This window comes from Chryseobacterium sp. IT-36CA2 (assembly GCF_949767875.1).
Classification (GTDB): Bacteria; Bacteroidota; Bacteroidia; order Flavobacteriales; family Weeksellaceae; genus Chryseobacterium.
On the sequence record NZ_CATKPG010000011.1, the window covers coordinates 450072 to 470851 of the forward strand.

The window sequence follows — 20780 nt, forward strand, 5'->3', positions numbered from 1 at the left end:
TTGTGTTAGGATTTAATAAATTTTTCAACGCTATTAAATTCGCAAATCCTGTACCAATAAATTATAAAATTTAGTTAAAATATTATTTGATAATATTGTCAATGAACTGATGCACAGTCTCTGTGTTCCAGTCTTTTGTAGCATCCTCTTTAATAAGGATTCTTCCATGCTTATCCAGAAGGAAAGTGGTAGGGAATACCTTTGGAAGAATTTTCTCAGAAATAGGGCTTTGAGCAATATATACAGGAACGGTATAGTTATTTTCTTTTAAAAATTTTCTTACATCCTCTTCCTTATCATTCATGGCAATCAGTACAAAATCTACATGATCTTTTCTGGTATCATACAGTTTCTGAATAGAAGGCCATTCTTTTCTGCAAGGCGGGCACCATGTTCCCCAAAAATTCAGGAACACCCCTTTGTCCTTAAAGTTTTTAAGGTTGGTGCTTGGTGCATTGATTCCTTTAAGCTCTATATCGTAATCTTCTTCGCTGATGTGAACAGCATTTTCAATGGTGGCTACCGGAAAAAATGTATCCTTCAGGAAATTTCTTATTCCCGGTACAAATGCAGCAACACCAATGATCGCTATGATTACAATATATATGATACTTTTTTTCATATCTTTTTTTATAGAAGATCTAGAATTTCCTGAACAGCGTCTTTTCCTCTGTTTTTGGCATAATATATCTGCAGATCATTATAGAACATATCTTTTGAATACGTTTCAGGATCAGCTTTGTATTTCATCAAGAGTTCATATCCGTATTTCGGACGCGGCCCCCATGAGTTTTTTACATTAAGGTCTTTATCAAGGATAATTACTTTAGGAATAGATTCGGTACCATTGGTCAGAAACTGATTGATTAAACTTTTATCACTATCTCTCAGGAAGACTCTTACCTCATTATGTCCTTCAAAAAATCTGAAAAGAGCAGGCACTGTTGCGCTTGCGTCTCCGCACCATGCTTCGGAAATAATTAAAATCTTTCCGTCAAAGTTTTTGGCAGCAAGTTCTTTTAGCTGATCTTCATCAGGAACGTATTTTTTTACTGTTCTGTCCATTCTTTGAAGACCCAGTTCGTAATATTGTTTATAGTCAAGTTCCTGTTGGTTAGCAGGATTTTCTAATCTTTCTTTTGCAATCTGAAGATATTCTTCAAAAGAAATTCCTTTATCCCAGTAATTTTTCATTACTAAAAATATTTATGTTAAAAATTATTGATGTTTCTTGTTTTGTTGATCAAAAACAGGTCTGCCAGTACAAATGCAGCAAGACTTTCCACTACAGGAACGGCTCTTGGAACTACACAAGGATCGTGACGGCCTTTTCCTTCTACGATAACAGGATTTCCGTCTTTGTCAATACTGTCCTGAGGTCTCAGAATAGTAGCCACGGGTTTGAAAGCTACACGGAAATAGATATCCATTCCGTTAGAAATTCCACCCTGAATACCTCCTGAAAGATTAGATTTTGTAGTAAAATCTGTATTGAAAGCATCATTGTGCTCTTTTCCTGTCATTTTGGCACCGCAGAAACCGCTTCCATATTCAAAACCTTTACAGGCATTGATATTAAGCATTGCTTTTGCCAGTTCGGCCTGAAGTTTTGAAAAAATAGGTTCACCAATTCCTACAGGAACATTTTTAATCACACAAGTGATGGTTCCGCCGATTGTATTACCTTCTTTTTTGATCTCTTTGATTCTTGCAATCATCTTTTCTGCTGTTTCAGCATCCGGACAGCGAACGTCATTGCTTTCCGTTTGAGAAAAATCTAAAGCCTGATATGGTTTTTCGCAGAAAATATCCCCTACGGAAGAAACGTAAGCGTTGATCTCAATGTCTGGTAAAAGTTGTTTCGCAAGTGCACCTGCTACTACCCAGTTCATTGTTTCTCTTGCAGAAGATTTTCCACCGCCGCGGTGATCCCTGAAACCAAATTTCTGGTCATAGGTGAAATCAGCATGGCTTGGACGATATGCCCCTGCGATATGATCATAATCTTTCGATTTCTGATTTTCGTTTTCAATGATAAAACCAATTGGGGTACCTGTTGTTTTTCCATCAAAGATTCCGGAAAGAAACTTTACTGTGTCACTTTCTTTTCTTTGTGTAACGATTGCTGACTGGCCGGGCTTTCTTCGGTTCAGTTCGTATTGAACCTGATCGAGATTTACCGCTAAACCTGCCGGAAAATTATTGATGATACCGCCATAAGCCACTCCGTGACTTTCTCCAAATGTTGTAAGACTAAGAAGATTACCTAATGTGTTGAACATACTACAAAATTACCTTTTTTTCTTCAGATAATAAAGTTTCTGGATTTGTTCTATTTATAAGTGTTTTTGATATTATTGATAACCTTTTGGGCTTCCTTTTCTTCTTCTGAAGTCATTTTTTTCCAGATAAAACCCTTTTTGAGATCATTTTTGTCTAAAAGCTGAGGGAAAATACCTGCTTTTACGTAATCAAAAATATAATTAGGGCTCACTGCAGGAATGGGAGTATCAAAACTGTAGGGGTAGTGATGGGGTATATTAAATTTAAAATTCCCGACTTTATATGGATCAAACTGATGATATTCGTAGGTTGAAGGCTGGTAAAGCTGTTTCTTTTCAAATCCTGTCATAAAACTTCCCACTCTGAAACTGGGAATATATCTTTGAATAAATTCAGGAAAGGATAATAGTGAAATAAAAAATAAACTTAATGCAGAAAAGACAATAATAGATTTCTTCTGATCAAAATATTCATAAAACAGAACAAAGAATATTACAAAAAAAACATCTAAAAAAAATCTGTATTGGGCAGAAAAAATAAGGATTAATACACTTTTTACTAATAATGAGATACAGATCAGGGTGATCATTTTTTTCTTTTTTATTAAGGCAAATGCAGAGAGAACGACCAGGCTCAAAACAAAAAGAATATTGATTTTGGATTTGATTCCTTCCAGAGAAAACCAGTTTTTGATATAATCTATAGTCGAAAATTTCTGAATTTCCTCATATGCGTACTGCATATCATAGGTTTTCATGATCGCAAATTGTGAAGAAATTTTTAAAACTTCCTGATTAGGTTTCCAAGATATTCCCAAATCACCTATGGCTACAGGAAAGACAGGATAACCAAATACCCAAATGTTTTTCATGAAAAAAAGGAAGAGAATGATCATTCCTAAAAACAGCTGTCTGAAGTTATTTTTGAAAATAAAAACAGAATTTAAGAATGCCAATATGGGAACCCATATCATAGTAGGTTTTATCGCAAAAACAAAGACCGAAAATGCAAAAAGGAGTTTAGTATTTCTGTTTCCGGCTATAATTTCATTTAAAATAATCAATGAAAAAATAATGACAGGAAGATCCGGGCTCGGAGATTGAGAAAATAGCAGTAATACGGGCAGAAAACAAAGGTGGATCCAGTTCTTCTTTTCAATGACATAAATGCTGTAGATAATAAGTAGAATGGAATTAATTCTCAAAAAAGGATCAGAGAAATTGGAAACCCCTGCCTGAAAAATATGCCATAGAGACATTTGTCCCAGCGTTAGGTCTATATTTGAAATTCCCTTTACCAGTCCATATTCTGTGAGCCATTTCAGAGTGGGGATATAGTATCCAAAATGATCTAATATATAAGGGTAAAAAGAGCCTGCAAATAGAATGGTGAGTGAACTTACACTTAATAATGCAAAATCTTTTTTTGAAAACTGATAGAATTCCTGGTAGAGCTTATTTTTAAAGAAAAAGAATAATCCCAATAGGATGGAGGGGAGTTCTACTTTCATATTTAAAGGGATGAAAAAAGAAATAAGTGTCCATATAAGAGTTATTCCCAAGATTCCGGATAAGATTTTTCCTGAGATTCCCTGGAATAAGATTCCCCATATATTTTCCATGATTTTCCCCCAGCCCATAAGGACAGGAATGATAAAAATGGAAGAAAACAGAATTAATATCATAAAAAAAGATTGCTTAAAAGTAAGCAATCTTTATATTTTATTCTTAAAAATATTTATTAACGGGGTTGTACCCTTCCGTCTTTTCTATCTTGTGATCTACCTATGGTATATCCTGTGGCTCCACCTACAACACCACCAATTACAGCTCCTAATCCTCTGTTTTTCTTAGCAATCAGGGCTCCGGCAGCAGCTCCACCTACAGTGCCAATAACGGTTCCTTTGGCAGCTTTACTCCATCCTTTTTTCTGGGTAGTTCCCTGTGAAGTACCACTTCCGTTGTTGGCGTAGCTTCCGTTGCTGCTTCCTCCGGAATTGGAATTTGAGCTTCTGTCTCTATATACTGTTCTTGTTTCTCTGATTACTTTTGGTCTTGAATTATTTTCAGCAGCAATTCTTGCTTTTTTGCTTTCTGATATACTGTCTGCTTTTTTCTGGGCTTCATAGACCATTTTTCCCTTTTCAATGGCTAGTTTTTGTTTTTCTATTTCAAGTTGTCTGGCCTGAAATTCAAGTTTCTGTGCTTCCAGTGATTTTTCTGCAACGCTGTCATCTTTCTTGCAGGCCGTCATTAAGAAGACGGATAAAAAACCTGCTAATACTATCTTTCTCATAATTCAAATTTTAATACGATAAAGCCAAAACGACTTTAATTTTAGTTTTATTTTCAATTATGAAGCCAAATTTTAGTTAATGAATGTTAAAATTGTTATTAAATCACCAAAGTAATTTCTAATAACGCTTAGTTTTATATTGCTGGTACGGGATTTCGGGAGTATTTGTGAATTTTAATTCACTGATAGTTTTTATTGAATTCATATAAGTTGATTATTTTTGAATACCAAATTAGTTTTTAATATGAAAAAATCAATTTTTACAGTGTCAGCATTGATTGGATTGCTGACTGTTACCATGTCGTTTTCCTCTGGAGAAATAATAGAAGGCAATAAGATTTGTTCTGAAGTATCTGATAAGACTCCAAAGGCTCAGATTTACAAAATCCGTTATGGACTTCTTTCAAAAAGTGGAACAAAAATTCTTTCGGGAAATTATGACGTAGGAAGTTTTGTTGCGGAAAATGTGGCTACCGGGGAAGTGTACGATACATATTATGGCGGTGGATTTCAGTCGGTTCCTCAATATTATGATGGCCTTCCGGGAGGAACTTATACATTTTCTGCAATGCAGGGGCAAGGTGGCTGGGTAGGTTATGGAACGGTAGTTGCTACAGTTTCTGACGCACAGGTAGATTCTGATGGATATATAACGGTGTATATTCCGATCGTTTGGGAGGAATAGGTTTGTGAACCCAAAATATTTAGTTAAATTTACCCTTCCAGAAATGAAGATTTTTCTTTAGATATTCAATGGATATCTTTGTTTATTTTTTATGCAACTATTGTAATAGTATAAAATTGAGATTGATTTAATCTTCAGGATGCAGTTTGATTCTTATAGAAGTATTCATTCTTCAATTCCGACTTTGTATTATATTTTTCTATTGAAGAAAGATAATTAAGCGGTTGTGAGGGATAATTTTACAATATTCTGTTTGGATTTTTCTAAATAGATTTTTTCATCATTTGTGTTTTTTAGGCCTCCACCAGGAGGCCTTTTCATGTAAGTTTATTATAATGTGAAAATTATGATTCTGCTCATATAATAATTGTGCAGCATATGCTAGATTTGATAAAACATTTTCATTCCATATTTATCAAAAAGACTTTTCGAAACGAGAAGTCTTTTGTTTTTTTAGATACTATCCAAAGTAATTTTTATTTTGCTGATTAAACGTTCCATTCGATTGTTCTGATAATTAAGAAGTTCAAATATTTCCTGTGAACTGGTAAAAATTTCAGGAACCGTTTTGTTATTAATTGCTTTAAGTCCTCGTCTCTTCATGGTCTCATGGATTACTCTGGCAAATGATTCTTTTGCACTTTGTTTTGCTTTATCCTGGGAAATTCCATGGGGATGAATTCTGTATAAATATAGAGGTTCTTTGAGGTATTTTACTTCTCCTTGTTCCAATATTTTTAAGTAAAGATCCTGATCTACCGCATTTTTCAGATTAGGATTAATGCCTTTTGTTCTTAAATATGTTTCTCTTTTGAATGTAAAGAAATGGGCAACCTGAATAGGGCAATTAAAAAAATAACGGTTGTTGTAGATTTGCTTGGTGCCTGCATATGTGCTTTTAGGAGTGAGGTTTTCATCACAAAGTCTCATTTGGGAATAAACGGCTGTCAGATCATTTTTGTAAATAAATTCATGAACGATTTTTTCAAGTGCTTCGGGATAAATGGCGTCATCCGGATCCAGGTAAGCACACAGATCTCCCTGAGCATATTTTATGCAGGCTGCTTTTGTAAAACCGCAACCTTGATTGATGACATTATGGTAGAGTTTGAACCGGGAATCATTTTTAATCAGAGACTGGATCATCTCTACTGAATGATCTGTAGAAGCATCATCAATAATAATCACCTCCCAGTTTTCATAGGTTTGATTAATTAATGATTGATAGCATTCTTTGAAATACTTTCCATTATTATAGTGGGCTATAAGTATAGAAAATTTTATCACGTTATTTTGAATTAATGATGTAAAATTATAAAATAATGCAGATTAAAAACTTAACATGCATCATGGTGTATTTGGTATTTTTTTAATATATTTTAAATGTTATTAATTAATATTATTCTTTAAATATTATTTATGAATGTAAATAGAATAAAATATTTAAACTTAATCCGATGTTTGATTGTTATTATGATTCTTTATTGTCTTTTTTTGAGAAATATTGTCTGCGAACCAGAAAATCCGCTATTTAAAAGAATTAATAATTTTATGATTATACTCATAAAATAAAAATAAAGACTGGTATATCTTTGGTGATAGAATCAACAGATAAAATGATTTTTATCTTTGATATAAAATTTTTTTTCATCATTTGTGTTTTTTGAGGCCTCCATTTTTTGGAGGCTTTTTATATCATGAAAGGCTTTAAGCATCAAATAGTATTCTGCCATCAAATGGTGTATCCCAGATGATAAATATTTTGTCATTTGATTTTCGTAGAGGAGCCTGAACAATTTCATAGTCTCCTTTTTCGGTTAGCCTTTCTATGATAAGATCAGAACCTTCACCTATTTCACTTATTTTGTATTCCAACTGATATTCTTTTTCGTTGCTTTTTGTGAAATCTTTTTTACTAAAAATTCTTTGTGCCATGATTATTTAAATTTATTAGATTGATTTAAATAAAGAATAAATGATGCCAATTGTGTATGGATGTGATTTTTTTTTTTTTTTTTTTTTGAAGATCAATACCTATATGTTTCTTTAATATGAATTTAATTTTATGAAACTGTAAATTATTTTTTTGTTATTATTTTTATCTTGGTATTGGAAATGTTTTAATTAATTATTAATAATTATGAAGTGGTTTTTAAAACATCTATAAAATCGGTTTAAAATGCTGAAATCACAAAAATGATAGCATAGGGATAAATAGGTTTTTTTTATCAAAAATGATATTCTTGGCACGATTTTTCGATATAGTAATATAACTCATGTTTAATTTGAGTTTTCATGGTTATTAGTTTTTATCCTCGGAATTTCCGAGGATTTTTTATTTGATACTGTTTATCAATCCGGATTATCAATGTCTGTCTGTGAATGACACTTTCTATCCATCATCAATTTTTATATTATTTATTAAGCTCTTCATTAAAAAGAGTTTATTTGTGTGAATTACAGTAAATTGGAAAAATTACATTATGAACAGGAATCCATAAAGATTGAATAAGGAGTGAAAGAGTACTGTAAGAATAAAACTGTATTTAAAAGAATGCTTTCTGTAATAAACATACAGATTATTTAAAATAAGACCACCAAAAAATGTCATGACAATATACAGCCAGTTATAATAATGCATTGATGAGAAAATGATACTCATTATCAAAATACAAAATGCCTTATTTTTAATACCTATCCATTTGTTCAGAATCAGATAAGGTATATATTGGAATATAAAAGTTTCCAAAAAAGGGGCAGCGAATATGGCAATGAAGTTTAATTCATTTTCTGAAATATTGGGGTTTTTATTTTGATTTATTTCCAGATGAAAGAATGTATCATTAATGTAATTAAAAAAATATCCATTTAAAAGAGCCAGCGCAAATGAAATTAAAAAGAAAATCACTGTTTTTTTCATAATTAAAAATATGGATTGCAAAAAGCAAATGAATATTTAAAAGACTTGCGAATAACAAAAAAACCTCTAAATAACTTAGAGGTTTTTTCTGAGGTACCTAGCGGATTCGAACCGCTGTAGATGGTGTTGCAGACCACTGCCTAGCCGCTCGGCCAAAGTACCATTTTTACCATTTTTGAGGTGTGCAAATATAGCAAAATTTCTTTATGAACAAAAGTTTTTAAGCAATTTCTTTCTTTCCAAGAGCTTCTATTTCGCTTTTTGCTTGAATTTCAGCCTGATAATTTTTAAGGTTAATAACTCTGGTATCACTCCAGCTGTCATGCCATCCGTTTACACCAAGAAATGATAACCCATCAAAAGGGACAATTCTGGAAAGACTTCTGTAAATAATTTGCTGGGTAGTTGGTTTTGTACCATCTGTACTGATTACTTTGGTTCCTGTAATATATTTGGCAACGGTTCTCCCATCTAAATAATTTTCCATCAGAAAGTAATAAAGGCAATAATTGAAATTTCCAATCAAGAGCTGCCATAACATATTTCCATTACTGTAGAAGTAGAAAAACTCAATTGAAGTTACTTCATAAAGAAGATTAGAAACAGTAGAGAGGAGATAATTAATAATATATAGTACTATAAGATCAAGAAAATTATTAGCAAGTCTGATCCCTGATGAAGCTTTGTTATATTCAACAACATTTAGAATTGTTTTCATGTATAAGATTATTAGTTTTTTAGTTTAATTTTTTATTTGAAGTTTTAGAAGCCATTGACCAATAATTTTAATGAAGCATTGGTATCAATGACTGCTGTAATGCCTGTACTGCTAAGTAAAATTTTACTAGGCTTAAGATTGAAAACCTTTCCGTTCATCTTCAAACCTTTATAATATTCTTTGTTAAAAGCCTCTTCGATACTTTTTCTTGAAGTTTCTTCCAGTTCCTGAGTAGGAATACCGTATTCTTCTTCAATCATTTTTACGATTTTCCCCTGGAATAGAAGGGAAGCCGTTTTTTGCAAAATATTAGTTGTTTTCAGCTTAAATTTGGTTTCTGATAAAACAATCTTTCTTTTGGTTTCATCATACACCGGAATCCCTGAAATAATGGAGGTTCCTTTGATATAGCCATCGGTCTGAGCCTCAATAACCACTCTGTCATCAACACCATATACTCTGATGTCGGTTACCTTCACTTTAGAATCACGTACATCAAACTCCTTGTTCAGGAACGTTTTTCTAGCCATATTGCTTGCTTCAGTGAAGGGAATGTTGGCTGTTGTCTGTAAAATAAACTTATCCGCAACAGTAGGAGTGGAATTAAAATTAGCAACACTGGTCACTGGGGAAGAAGCGGCAGGTTTATTTCCTGTAAAAGTTTCAGAATAAATATCCACCCCAAGAGTAGCATTGATCTGGTTTCCATAAAATTTCAAAGGCGTGATATTGACTCCCACAGGGCTTACTTTAAGCCAGGTATTATATTCTTCCGAAATATTGAAAGGCTGCAGAAAAGTATTCCACGCCATTAAGGCATATTGCTGGAAATTCAACTGGGTCGCCATTTGCTGATCGATGGTTTTACAGAATTTTTCCTGTTGTTCTTTTAAGCTTTTTTCAACGATAGAGGTAATAGGAATCTGTATTCTCCCATAATCCAGCACGGGTTTGGTTACCCATCTGAAACCGTTCGGCTGGGTATTCGTAGTGATTGTCCAGTTGTTTTTAAAAGTAACGGTTGTATTGAAAGACATTACCGTTTCAAAAGTGGTATTCTGATACGTATATACTCCCAAAGTACCAATACCTTTTTCTGCCCATATTTTTAAAGGAACTTCAATCAGTAGATTCTGGCTGGTTCCTCCTACAAGTCGGATGGGTCTGGTCTTCCAAACTTTTACTTTGAACTGGTCATTGTTGTTATCCGTATAAGAATCATCCTGATATACCAGATCTTTCACAGAAGCATTAATCATATTGCTTAGCTCCGAAAGAGGAATCGTCACAGGCATCGTAATGCTGGACTTGATCTTAGGGAAGTTATAAGCTGCTAATTGATTATCAACACCGGTTTGACCAAAAGTGCTGATCCCTATTGCTAAAAATAATATTTTGACGAATTTCAATTTGTATGTTTTTTTAATGAAACGAAAATAAGCATTTTAATTTTCAGGCTTAAAGCTCTTTTCAAGCTCAATGCTGGCTCCTGTCATTTCTCCCTGCATAGGTGGAGCTGTTTTCGTTATTTTTAATTTAATATAATCGACCTGTGGAAAGCTGTCATGAATTTTTGTGATGATTCTTCCGGCTACATGTTCCAGTAATTTGGATTGTATTTTCATTTCCTTGTGGAGAATATCATTAATGTCCGCATAACTTATGGTGTCATGCAAATCGTCTGATATAGCGGCTTTCCACAGATCGGTATGAAGTTCTGCATTCAGAATATAATAGGTGCCAATGATATTTTCTTCAGGAAGTACACCATGGTACGCATATATTCGCACATCTTCAAGATATATTTTGCTCATTGCTTCAGATTTTATGAAGCAAAAATCGTTTTAATTCTTCAAAATCTGAATTTATTTCTATAGTTTTTTTCTCCTTCTTCATAAGTTCATTCAATGTTTCCGGAATTTCAATCTGGGTATGAATAGCTTTTTCCACCGCATCAGGGAATTTTACCGGATGCGCAGTACCCAGGATAAATCCTTTTTGAGATGGATTTTCCTGCAGATATTTTTCCATTGCAGTATATGCGACAGCACTGTGAGGCTCAAGAATATATCCGTATTTCTCGTAGACTTCCGTGATGATGTTCATTGTTTGCTCATCATCAATAGAGTAAGCAGATATTTTGTTTTTTAAAGTTTCAAACTGATGCCCGAAAAGTTCCAGGATTCTTACAAAATTACTCGGATCTCCTACATCCATAGCATTGGATAGGGTAGCGACCGCTTTTTGTGGCTGGTAGTTTTGAGTTGTAAAATAATCCGGAATGACATGGTTGGCATTACAGGCTGCAATAAAGTGACTGGCGGGCAAACCTCGGAAATGAGCCAGCAATCCGGCACAGATATTTCCAAAATTACCACTTGGAACACAAATTATTGGATGTTCTTTATGATATTGTTTCCATTGTTTTAATGCGATTAAATAATAAATCTGTTGGGGAAGCCATCTTGCCACATTGATAGAATTGGCAGATGTCAAAAATAATTGATTGTTGATTTCCTCATCTGAAAAAGCCTGTTTTACAAGGTTCTGGCAGTCATCAAAACTACCGTTAACTTCCAATGCTGAAATGTTTTCTCCCAATGCTGTAAGCTGTTTCTCCTGAACTGGACTTACCCTGTTTTTTGGATATAAAATGACTACATTAATCTGCGGGATTTTATAAAATCCATGGGCAACAGCTCCACCCGTATCTCCTGAAGTGGCTACAAGAACAGTGACTTTTTTTTGCTGGTCTTTCAGAAAATAAGACAGACAACGGCTCATGAATCTCGCACCAATATCTTTAAAAGCCAGGGTAGGACCATGGAACAACTCCAGTATAGAGATCTGTTCATTGATTTTGATCAAAGGGATATCAAAACTGACAGTTTCTGCAACAATTTCTTTTAAGATTTCTGATGGAATTTTATCTCCGACAAAATCTTTCATACATCTGTATGCAATTTCTTCATTAGAATATTGATCAAGATTTTGAATAAATTCTTCATCAAACTGAGGAATGTTTTCAGGGAAAAACAATCCTTTTTCTTTTCCCTGACCTTTTATGGTTGATCCTCTGAAATCAATTTTTTCTGAATGGTCCTTTAAATTATAGTATTTCATTTCTGTTTTTTTATGATTAAGCTTCTTCAACGATCTGGATGCCCGCCGGATTTATTTTTGAAACGTATACAAAACTTTCTATTTCAATTTCATCATAGACTGATTGCATCATTTGGGCAATTTTTTCTGCTGTTTCTTTTTGTTCAGACAGCATAAAAATAGAAGGCCCTGAACCGGAAATTCCGCCTCCCAAAGCACCCAATTGCAGACTTTTTGCTTTGATTTCGTCAAATTTCGGAATCAAGATACTTCGGATGGGCTCTATAATAACATCGTTAAGGCTTCTGCCAATCAGTGGAAAATCGTTTTTTTGAATTCCTGCCACGAGTCCGGCTATATTTCCCCATTGTTCTACTGCACTTTTTAAGGTGATGTTTTTCTTTAAAATCTGTCTGGCATCTGAGGTTTTGACCTCCACTTGCGGATGTACGGCAGTTACAAATAAATCAGGACTATTTAAAGGAATAATATCAATTGGGCTGGTAGATTTTACCAAAGTAATTCTACCATAGATGCATGGTGCGATATTGTCTGCATGGTGTACTCCTGAAGCAAGCTCTTCTCCAAACATGGCAAAATGAACCATTTCCTCTTTCGAAAGTTTGTTTCCTAATAAAATATTGGCACCAAAGGCAGCTCCGGCGGCACTTGCCGCACTGGAGCCGAGCCCGCTTCCCGGTTTTATATGTTTATGGATAATGACTTCAAAACCGTTTTTCAGATTAAAATATTCCTGGATTTTTAACAAGACAACTCCTGCAACATTTTTAGAAGGTTCTTCAGGAAGTCCAAAAGAATCAGAATGTTTTATAATGATCTCAGGGGTTTCCAGTAATCGGAATTCCATTTCGTCATAAGGATCATGCACAGCCATTCCCAGAATATCAAATCCGCAAACCAAATTGGCAACAGTGGCGGGTACTTTTAATTTTACTTTTTTCATAACTGTATTTTTAAATAGAACGAATAATATCTGCAAAAACTCCGCTTGCTGTCACTTCAGCACCGGCACCAGCACCTTTTACAACCAAAGGCTGTTCGGAATATCTAAGTGTTTTAAAAATGACAATATTATCTTTACCATAAAGATGAAACAGGTCACTTTCCGGAGCAATATGCTGTAGACCTACTTTGGCTTTTCCGTCTTCAAATTCTGCAACATATTTTAAAATCTTTCCTTCGGCTTTTGCTTTATTTAATAAGTTTTTAAAATGCTCTTCATATGCAGTAAGCTTTTCGTAAAAGCTGTCAACACTTCCCTGCATACATTCTTCAGGGAGAAAACCTATGTTTTCAATTTCATCAAACTGAAGGGGATATCCAGCTTCTCTTGCCAGAATTAAAACTTTTCGTGCGACATCTGTTCCGGACAGATCAAGTCTCGGATCGGGTTCTGTATAACCTTCTTTCTGAGCCTGTGCCACTACTTCAGAAAATGTTCTGCTGCCATCATAATTATTAAAAACAAAATTTAATGTTCCGCTTAATACAGCTTGAATGGATTGTATTTGATCTCCACTTTTGATGAGGTCGTTGATGGTTCCTATTACCGGAAGCCCTGCACCAACATTGGTCTCAAAATAAAAATTGCAGCTGTGGTTTCTCGCTGTATTCTTTAAAATTTTATATTTTTTAAAATCTGAGGAAGCTGCTATTTTATTACATGCAACGATGTTCACGCTTCTTTTCAATAGGCTTTCATATACTTCAGGAACATCAGGACTTGCTGTTACATCAACGAAAACAGAATTTCTAAGGTTTCTTCTGATAATTTCATCAGCAAATTCTTTGGCAGAAGCTTTTTCACCTTGCTGATTCCAGTTAAGATAATTTTCCTTTGATATTCCCTGATCTGAAAACAGCATATAACGGCTGTTGGAAATTCCTGCCACCCTCAAATTGATCAAAAAGTTTTCCTTTAAATATTCATTTTGGTTATAAATCTGCTGAATCAGTTTTGAGCCTACATTTCCGGTTCCACAAATGTAGAGGTGAATTTGTTTAACTTCTAATTCAAAAAATTCTTCGTGAAGTACATTCACTGCTTTTTTACTGTCCTTTGCTGAAATGACAATACTGATATTTCTCTCCGAAGATCCCTGAGCAATCGCTCTTATATTGATTCCGTTATTTCCGAGACATCCGAACATTTTTGCACTCACTCCACTTCTGCTTTTCATACTTTCTCCTACCAGAGCCACAATGGAAAGCTCAGTTTCAATTTTTACAGCATACACTCTTTCCAGACTGATATCATCAGCAAAAGAAGAATTGATAGCATGTTCGGCTCGCAAAGCTTCTTTTTCTTCAATAGCAATGGTGATAGAATGTTCTGAAGATCCCTGAGTAATAAGGATTACATTTATTTTTTCATGACTTAAGCACTGGAAAAGTTTTGCCGAAATTCCTGGAATTCCTACCATACCACTTCCTTCTAATGTGAGAAGGGCAATATTGTTCATGTTTGAAATCCCTACTGCGATCTGTTTTTCATTCTCTGAAGATTTCAGCTGATGTGAAATTAAAGTTCCCTGTGCATTAGGATCAAATGTATTCCTGATGATCAAGTCTATGTTTTTTACCATCACAGGCTGAATGGAAGGAGGATAAAGCACCTTTGCTCCAAAATGAGACAGTTCCATCGCTTCATGATAAGATATTTCTGAGATAGGTTTAGCGTTAGAAACAAGACGAGGATCAGCAGTCATCATTCCGCTTACATCGGTCCAGATCTGAAGTTCTTCTGCATGAATAGAAGCTGCAACAATAGAAGCCGTGTAATCAGAGCCTCCTCTTCCTAATGTTGTTGCATTATTTTTTTCGTCTTGAGCTATGAAGCCTGGACCTACAATGATGCGGTTTTGATTTTCATTCAGAAAATTGATGATATTTTTTTCTGTGCATTCAAAATCTACTTTTGCATGAGTGAAATTACTGTCTGTTCTGATTAACTCTGCAGAATTCATCCATACACAATCTAATGCTTCATGCTGAAGTCTTGCAGCTATGATTTTTGAAGACAGAAATTCTCCGTAAGAAGAGATCTTATCTTTTATTCTGTCAGTAAGTTCTCCAAGCACAGCGATTCCGTTGCAGAGGTCTTCGATGTCATTGAAATGCTTTTTTACAAAGCTTAACCATGAGCTTTGTTCCGTGATTGGGAAAAGCTCTTTCACCAGATTGATATGTTTTTCTTCAAGATTCTGAACAATCTGAATATAGCTTTCATCTTTTACTGAAGCATATTCTGCCGCTTTGATCAGCTGATCAGTAACACCATGTAGGGCTGATACAATAACAACAACTTTGTTTTTTAAAGATTCACTTTTTATGATGTTTTCCACCAATAAGATATTCTGAGAATGGGCGACTGATGTTCCGCCGAATTTTAAAACTTTCATCAATTATTTTTTTGAAGTTGGATAAAAAGAAGTGGTTACTCTTTAAAAAAAGAGTACGGGTACCGGAAATAATATGTGAAAATTTACCCCGTTATGGGGTAGTTGTTGTAGTTGTGAATGTAGAAACGGAAGATATGCCTGAAATAGGTAATTTCAGGGCAGAAATATCAGATATGTTTCTTAATACATTCATTGTAAGAGACAAATGTACAAATTATTTTGAAACAACCAAGTTTTTAACATAATAAAATATATTTCCTTTTTTGGAGATATAATTTGGTGTAATTGGCTAAAAATGTTACATTTATAATGTTAACTAATAACGAAATAACCATGAAAAATTTAAAAAAATTAAACCGTCAAAATCTGAAATCCATCAGTGGAGGTAATGTAAACAATTGTTTTGAAAACTGTCCTGCCGGACCTTACGGACCAGGTGAGCCTAGATCATGTGCTGATTATTACGCTTTACCGGAATGTTGTAAAGGAAGAGTACTGGTAAGTTTTGAATGTTTTGGTCCTAATTAATTTGAAAGATACAATTTATTATTATTCAAAAAATACTAAAATTATTACAATATGAAAACAATCAAGAAATTATCAAGAGAAGATAAGAAAAATATCAAGGGTGGCTTCACTGATATTCAGATTGAAGCATGTGGTGGAGAGCAATTTGTCTGTTTCCGCGGAGGTGGAAAATGGGGATGTTGGCTAAAACCGGGAGGTACTTGCTATGCACCGATGCTGTAAGTATTGACTGATTTCATTTAATAAAAACTATCAAAATTTAATTTAAAATAAAAACTACCATGAAAAATTCAAAAAAATTAAACAGAGAAGGTTTAAGAGCTATTATGGGAGGGGGAGGAGATGATTGTGCTGTAGATCTTGACTGTGGACCAAAAGGCTGTGCTGTATGTACAGATTTTAAAGGGCGTAAAGTTTGTCTTTACCTTTTCCCTTATGATCCATCCATCCCAGGCAGCTGCCCAATTCTGGAAGGTTAATGAAAAATCAAAATCAAAAATTTAATTAAAAACGACTATGAAAAATTTAAAGAAATTAAACAGAAAAGAACTTCAAACACTGCAAGGAGCAGGTCCTGCCACATGTACAGGATGTCCTAAAAATACGACTTACGGAAATAATCCTGGCGATGCTCCCTGTGAAGCTTTTCAGATGCTTCCTGACCGTTGTAAAATGTGTGTTATTGTGGATATGTTATGTATGAGCGGAGGAGTATCTTAAAATAAGATTTGTTTTAATAGCAATAAAAAAGCACTGTTTTCACAGTGCTTTTATTTATTTTATGCTTTTTGAAAGATCAAGCATGGCTTCAATAGGCTTCAATGCTTTTAATCGTAATTCTTCGTCGATAAGAATTTCAGGAAGCTCATATTTCATACACAAATACAATTTTTCCATGGTGTTACGCTTCATATAGAAACATTCTGAACAGTTACAGCTTTCGTCAAAAACTAATGCAGGAATGAGTTCTTTGTGAGGTGCACGTTTTCTCATTTCGTGAAGGATACCTTCTTCTGTAGCGATGATGAATTTCTGACAGTCATCTTTTTCTACATAGTTCAACAGAGCAGAAGTAGAACCGATGAAGTGAGCCAGTTTCAAAACAGCTTCTTCACTTTCAGGGTGTGCAATCAGTTTAGCATCTGGATTGTCTGCCAATTGCTGGGCAATTCTTTCCATTGAAAATGCTTCGTGTACTACACAGCTTCCATCCCATAGGATCATATCACGTCCTGTTTTCTTAGACAGATATCTTCCCAGGTTTTTATCCGGTGCGAAGATGATTGGTCTGTCTTTCGGAAGGGCTTCAATAACTGTTTCAGCATTGGAACTTGTTACGATGATGTCACTTTCTGCTTTGGTTTCTGCATTACAGTTGATGTAAGTTGCAATTAAAGCATTGGGGTGCTTTTCGCGCATTTTTCTTAATCCTTCTCCGGAACAACCGTCTGCAAGGGAGCATCCAGCCATGGTATCAGGAAGAACTACTTTTTTAGTTGGATTCAGAATCTTGGCGGCTTCTGCCATAAAATGTACTCCACAGAATACGATCATGTCAGCATTGGTATCTTTTGCCTGTCTTGCCAGCTGTAAAGAATCTCCAAGGAAATCTGCGATATCCTGAATTTCCCCCGGTTGGTAATAGTGGGCAAGAATAACAGCATTTTTTTCCTCTTTAAGTTTAAGAATGGCTTTCACCAATTCTTCTCCCTGAGGAATAGCAATATCTTTTATATCCAGAAATCCTCTGACAGGAATTGCAGATTTAGCTTTTTCTAATGTTTCGGTACTCATATCAACCTCAATTTTTTATTATCAGAAGCTAGAGGTTAGAAATTAGAAGTTAGATTTTGAGAATATTTAATTACTCCCATCTTCCTGCTTCCATCTTCCAGCCATTAATTACTGATAAAACTTTTTATTAAACTTTCTATTTCTATTTTAGCTGCATCAAGATCTTCATTAATCACGATCTTGTCAAACTCGCTTGCATAGGTCATTTCTTCTTCTGCCTTTGCTACACGGGTTTTTATGGTTTCTGCATCATCTGTATCTCTGGAGATCAATCTTCGTTCCAATTCTTCAATGGAAGGTGGTTCTATAAAAATAGACAGTGCCTTTTCACCGAAATATTTTTTTAGCGAGATACCTCCTTTTACATCTACATCAAAAATAACTACTTTTCCCTGCTTCCAGATTTTTTCTACTTCAGATTTTAAAGTACCGTAATATTTGTCAGTATATACTTCTTCATATTCTACAAAAGCATCTTCAGAAATTTTTTGTCTGAATTCATCAGGTGTCAAAAAATGATAGTCCACTGCATGAATTTCATTTCCTCTCGGCTGTCTCGTTGTGCATGAGATAGAAAACTCCAGTTCAGGAAATGTTTCCAGTGAATGCTTTACTAATGTAGTTTTTCCGCTCCCTGATGGTGCTGAAAATATAATTACTTTATCCATTTTTTACAATTTCGGGTTACGAGGTCCGAGTTTCGGGTTCTTGTCTTAGAAATGACAACCACGCATCTCGTACCTCGTACCTATCATTACAATACGTTTAACGTTTGTTCTTTAATTTTTTCAAGGTCATCTTTCATCATCACTACCAGTTTCTGGATTTCTGCGTGATTGGCTTTAGAACCAAGAGTATTGATTTCTCTTCCGATTTCCTGAGAAATGAAGCCCAGTTTTTTTCCGTTGAAAGATTCATTGTCCATTACTTCTTTATAATATTTCAGGTGCTGGGCAAGTCTTACCTTTTCTTCAGAAATATCAAGTTTTTCGGTGAAGTAGGCCATTTCCTGGTAAAAACGTGTTTCATCCACATTTTCGAATTCTTTCAAAGATTTCTGATAACGCTCTTTCACGCTTACAATTCTTTCTTCTTCAAAAGGAATCACCTCTCCAAGATACTTGTCGATATTCTGAATATTTCTGTTTAATTCTTCATGGAGAATACCGCCCTCAGTTCTTCTGAATTCTTCGAATCTGTCTACGGCGTTGTGAACAATTTTAGCCAAAGCTTCCCATTCCCCTTCCGTCAATTCGTCAGGTCTTGATGTAATAGCATCAGGAAGTCTTACCGCCATTTTAAGGTATTCGAAATTGGGGCCGTCAGAAGCTATGTTTTTAAGTTCGTTGATATAAGAGTCAATTAAGTTTTTATTAATTTTTACATCATTGGACTCTTCAAGATTCTCAATATTAACGTAGCAGTCTACTTTTCCACGGATAATTCTATCGTTAAGAATTTTTCTGATTTCAAATTCTTTTTCTTTATAACGTAAAGGAATTTTGATATTCAAATCAAAGCTCTTGCTGTTCAGAGATTTAATATCAATTGTAATTTTTTTTCCTTCAAAAACATCTTCGGCTCTACCGAATCCGGTCATTGATAAAATCATAGTTTTTTATTGTTCTACAAAGATAAACAATTAAGTCTATAGTTTGGCTAATGTTGAATGGCTGGAAGATGGAAGCGGGAAGCGGGAAGATTGTTATAGATCCAATTTTAACTTCCAGCCTCAGGCTTCCATCTTCCAGCAAATTAAATAAACTCGTTTTTGTAAATTAGCGCTGTGAAAAAGAAAAATTTAATTTCTGTAGTAGGACCCACCGGAATTGGTAAAACGAGATTGGCAATTGATTTGGCTCAGCATTTCAATACGGAGATTATTTCCTGTGATTCCCGTCAGTTTTTTAAAGAAATGAAAATAGGAACGGCTGCTCCTTCGGAAGAAGAATTGGCAGGTGCACCTCATCATTTCATCGGAAACCTTTCGGTGGAAGAATATTATTCTATTGGACAATATGAAGAAGATGCGCTTCAAAAACTCAATGAACTTTTTACAACACATGATACCGTAATTCTTGTTGGTGGAAGCATGATGTATGAAAAAGCGGTGATAGAAGGTCTGCATGATCTTCCAGAAGCTAATGTGGAAAACCAAGAGAAACTTCAGGTTATCATGGAGCAGGAGGGAATAGAAAAACTTCAGGAAATTTTACAGGAACTTGATCCTGAGTATTTCAGCGTGGTGGATATTCACAATCACCGCAGGCTATTGAGAGCCATTGATATTATCTGGCAAACGGATAAAAAATATTCTGAACACATTTCGGTTTCTCAAAATGGCAGAGATTTTAATGTGATCAGAATCGGAATAGAAGCTCCAAGGGAAGAACTGTACGAAAGAATCAACCGAAGAGTGGACATTATGATGGAAAATGGATTGCTGGATGAGGTAAAAGGGCTTGAAAGATTCAAGGAATTGACTGCTTTAAATACAGTAGGATATGCGGAACTTTTCAAATATTTTGACGGAGAGTGGGATCTTGATTTTGCAGTTTCAGAAATTAAAAAGAACAGTCGAAGATATGCAAAACGCCAGCTGACGTGGTACAGAAAGGCGGATGATATTCACTATTTACAGTTGGGATATTCTGAAAAAGATTACGAAGATTTGCTGAAATGGCTTGCGGAGGAGTTTGATAAGTAAATGCTTTTACATTATTAAGAGGCTCTGTAAGCTTTGAAAATATAGATTCCTACGGAATGACATAGCGTGCGGAGAAACTAAGCGCTTAGTTTGTCATTCTGAATGGAACAAAGTGGAGTGAAGAATCTCAGTAACAATTAAAGAGATTCTTCCTTCGTCAGAATGACAAACAGAATGTTTTTAACTTGGCTCTATCAAGTATAGTCTTAAAAATCTATTTGATTTTTCTTAATTAAGCTTAGTAACTTAAATGTTCTTAATGGTTCAATGATTATTTATTTCATTGATGAAATCGTAAAAAAATGCGGTCCTGAAAAGAACCGCAT

The 20780-nt window shown here is 34.7% G+C and carries 23 protein-coding genes and 1 tRNA gene; 6 read left to right on the forward strand and 18 right to left on the reverse strand.

Annotation, left to right across the window (positions count from 1 at the left end; all coding sequences use genetic code 11):
* Positions 1-82: 82 nt before the first annotated feature.
* The 5 genes from ACM6F9_RS02860 to ACM6F9_RS02880 are packed head-to-tail and all read right to left on the reverse strand — an operon-like array spanning position 83 to position 4578.
* A complete protein-coding gene (locus ACM6F9_RS02860; RefSeq protein WP_414844320.1) occupies positions 83-622 on the reverse strand; it encodes a TlpA family protein disulfide reductase in 540 nt (179 codons plus the stop codon).
* A gap of 8 nt (positions 623-630) precedes the next feature.
* Positions 631-1194, reverse strand: coding sequence for a thioredoxin family protein (locus tag ACM6F9_RS02865; RefSeq protein WP_414844321.1), 564 nt, complete (start codon positions 1192-1194; stop codon positions 631-633).
* A gap of 17 nt (positions 1195-1211) precedes the next feature.
* The gene (aroC, locus tag ACM6F9_RS02870) at positions 1212-2282 is read right to left on the reverse strand and encodes a chorismate synthase (protein WP_414844322.1); all 1071 of its coding nucleotides are present in this window, start codon (positions 2280-2282) and stop codon (positions 1212-1214) included.
* Positions 2283-2332: 50 nt separating this feature from the next.
* Positions 2333-3967, reverse strand: a complete 1635-nt coding sequence (locus tag ACM6F9_RS02875) for an LIC_10190 family membrane protein (RefSeq protein ID WP_414844323.1) — start codon at positions 3965-3967, stop codon at positions 2333-2335.
* A gap of 56 nt (positions 3968-4023) precedes the next feature.
* On the reverse strand, positions 4024-4578 hold the full coding sequence (locus tag ACM6F9_RS02880) for a YMGG-like glycine zipper-containing protein (protein ID WP_414844324.1): 555 nt from the start codon (positions 4576-4578) through the stop codon (positions 4024-4026).
* 244 nt (positions 4579-4822) lie between these two features.
* Between ACM6F9_RS02880 and ACM6F9_RS02885 the strand changes: the two genes are divergently transcribed.
* The gene (locus ACM6F9_RS02885) at positions 4823-5263 is read left to right on the forward strand and encodes a hypothetical protein (protein ID WP_414844325.1); all 441 of its coding nucleotides are present in this window, start codon (positions 4823-4825) and stop codon (positions 5261-5263) included.
* A 453-nt stretch (positions 5264-5716) separates the two neighbouring features.
* Here ACM6F9_RS02885 and ACM6F9_RS02890 read toward each other — a convergent pair whose 3' ends face one another.
* From ACM6F9_RS02890 to thrA, 10 genes are all read right to left on the reverse strand, one after another.
* Positions 5717-6550 (reverse strand): glycosyltransferase family 2 protein, encoded by an 834-nt coding sequence (locus tag ACM6F9_RS02890; RefSeq protein ID WP_414844326.1) that lies wholly within the window; start codon positions 6548-6550, stop codon positions 5717-5719.
* 420 nt (positions 6551-6970) lie between these two features.
* Complete coding sequence (locus ACM6F9_RS02895; protein ID WP_414844327.1) at positions 6971-7198, reverse strand: glutathione synthase; 228 nt, start codon at positions 7196-7198, stop codon at positions 6971-6973.
* A gap of 541 nt (positions 7199-7739) precedes the next feature.
* Positions 7740-8183, reverse strand: a complete 444-nt coding sequence (locus ACM6F9_RS02900) for a lysostaphin resistance A-like protein (RefSeq protein ID WP_414844328.1) — start codon at positions 8181-8183, stop codon at positions 7740-7742.
* Positions 8184-8274: 91 nt separating this feature from the next.
* Positions 8275-8345 (reverse strand) — tRNA-Cys (locus ACM6F9_RS02905).
* Positions 8346-8403: 58 nt separating this feature from the next.
* Positions 8404-8901, reverse strand: coding sequence for an RDD family protein (locus ACM6F9_RS02910; RefSeq protein WP_414844329.1), 498 nt, complete (start codon positions 8899-8901; stop codon positions 8404-8406).
* Between the two features lie 44 nt (positions 8902-8945).
* Complete coding sequence (locus ACM6F9_RS02915) at positions 8946-10310, reverse strand: DUF4403 family protein (protein WP_414844330.1); 1365 nt, start codon at positions 10308-10310, stop codon at positions 8946-8948.
* A 36-nt stretch (positions 10311-10346) separates the two neighbouring features.
* On the reverse strand, positions 10347-10715 hold the full coding sequence (gene folB / locus ACM6F9_RS02920) for a dihydroneopterin aldolase (protein WP_414844331.1): 369 nt from the start codon (positions 10713-10715) through the stop codon (positions 10347-10349).
* 4 nt (positions 10716-10719) lie between these two features.
* Positions 10720-12024, reverse strand: a complete 1305-nt coding sequence (gene thrC / locus ACM6F9_RS02925; RefSeq protein WP_414844332.1) for a threonine synthase — start codon at positions 12022-12024, stop codon at positions 10720-10722.
* A 16-nt stretch (positions 12025-12040) separates the two neighbouring features.
* Positions 12041-12967 (reverse strand): homoserine kinase, encoded by a 927-nt coding sequence (locus ACM6F9_RS02930; protein ID WP_414844333.1) that lies wholly within the window; start codon positions 12965-12967, stop codon positions 12041-12043.
* A gap of 10 nt (positions 12968-12977) precedes the next feature.
* Entirely contained in the window at positions 12978-15425 is a 2448-nt protein-coding gene (gene thrA, locus ACM6F9_RS02935) for a bifunctional aspartate kinase/homoserine dehydrogenase I (protein WP_414844334.1), read from the reverse strand.
* Between the two features lie 333 nt (positions 15426-15758).
* On the opposite strand from thrA, the gene ACM6F9_RS02940 reads away from it, so the two are divergent.
* Genes ACM6F9_RS02940 through ACM6F9_RS02955 form a run of 4 tightly spaced genes read left to right on the forward strand, consistent with a single transcriptional unit; the run spans position 15759 to position 16673 of the window.
* Positions 15759-15953 (forward strand): bacteriocin-like protein, encoded by a 195-nt coding sequence (locus ACM6F9_RS02940; protein WP_129038112.1) that lies wholly within the window; start codon positions 15759-15761, stop codon positions 15951-15953.
* 51 nt (positions 15954-16004) lie between these two features.
* Positions 16005-16175: a bacteriocin-like protein gene (locus ACM6F9_RS02945; protein ID WP_156121586.1), complete on the forward strand. Its 171-nt coding sequence runs from the start codon at positions 16005-16007 to the stop codon at positions 16173-16175.
* A 59-nt stretch (positions 16176-16234) separates the two neighbouring features.
* The gene (locus tag ACM6F9_RS02950; protein ID WP_414844335.1) at positions 16235-16432 is read left to right on the forward strand and encodes a hypothetical protein; all 198 of its coding nucleotides are present in this window, start codon (positions 16235-16237) and stop codon (positions 16430-16432) included.
* A gap of 37 nt (positions 16433-16469) precedes the next feature.
* The gene (locus ACM6F9_RS02955) at positions 16470-16673 is read left to right on the forward strand and encodes a bacteriocin-like protein (RefSeq protein WP_414844336.1); all 204 of its coding nucleotides are present in this window, start codon (positions 16470-16472) and stop codon (positions 16671-16673) included.
* Positions 16674-16727: 54 nt separating this feature from the next.
* Here the strand turns inward: ACM6F9_RS02955 and nadA are convergent, their stop codons facing one another.
* The 3 genes from nadA to ACM6F9_RS02970 all read right to left on the reverse strand — a co-directional run bounded on the left by nadA (position 16728) and on the right by ACM6F9_RS02970 (position 19359).
* On the reverse strand, positions 16728-17747 hold the full coding sequence (gene nadA, locus ACM6F9_RS02960) for a quinolinate synthase NadA (RefSeq protein WP_414844337.1): 1020 nt from the start codon (positions 17745-17747) through the stop codon (positions 16728-16730).
* A 104-nt stretch (positions 17748-17851) separates the two neighbouring features.
* A complete protein-coding gene (gene gmk, locus ACM6F9_RS02965) occupies positions 17852-18415 on the reverse strand; it encodes a guanylate kinase (RefSeq protein WP_414844338.1) in 564 nt (187 codons plus the stop codon).
* A gap of 86 nt (positions 18416-18501) precedes the next feature.
* Entirely contained in the window at positions 18502-19359 is an 858-nt protein-coding gene (locus ACM6F9_RS02970; protein WP_414844339.1) for a YicC family protein, read from the reverse strand.
* A gap of 174 nt (positions 19360-19533) precedes the next feature.
* On the opposite strand from ACM6F9_RS02970, the gene miaA reads away from it, so the two are divergent.
* A complete protein-coding gene (gene miaA, locus ACM6F9_RS02975) occupies positions 19534-20454 on the forward strand; it encodes a tRNA (adenosine(37)-N6)-dimethylallyltransferase MiaA (RefSeq protein WP_414844340.1) in 921 nt (306 codons plus the stop codon).
* Positions 20455-20780 lie beyond the last annotated feature (326 nt).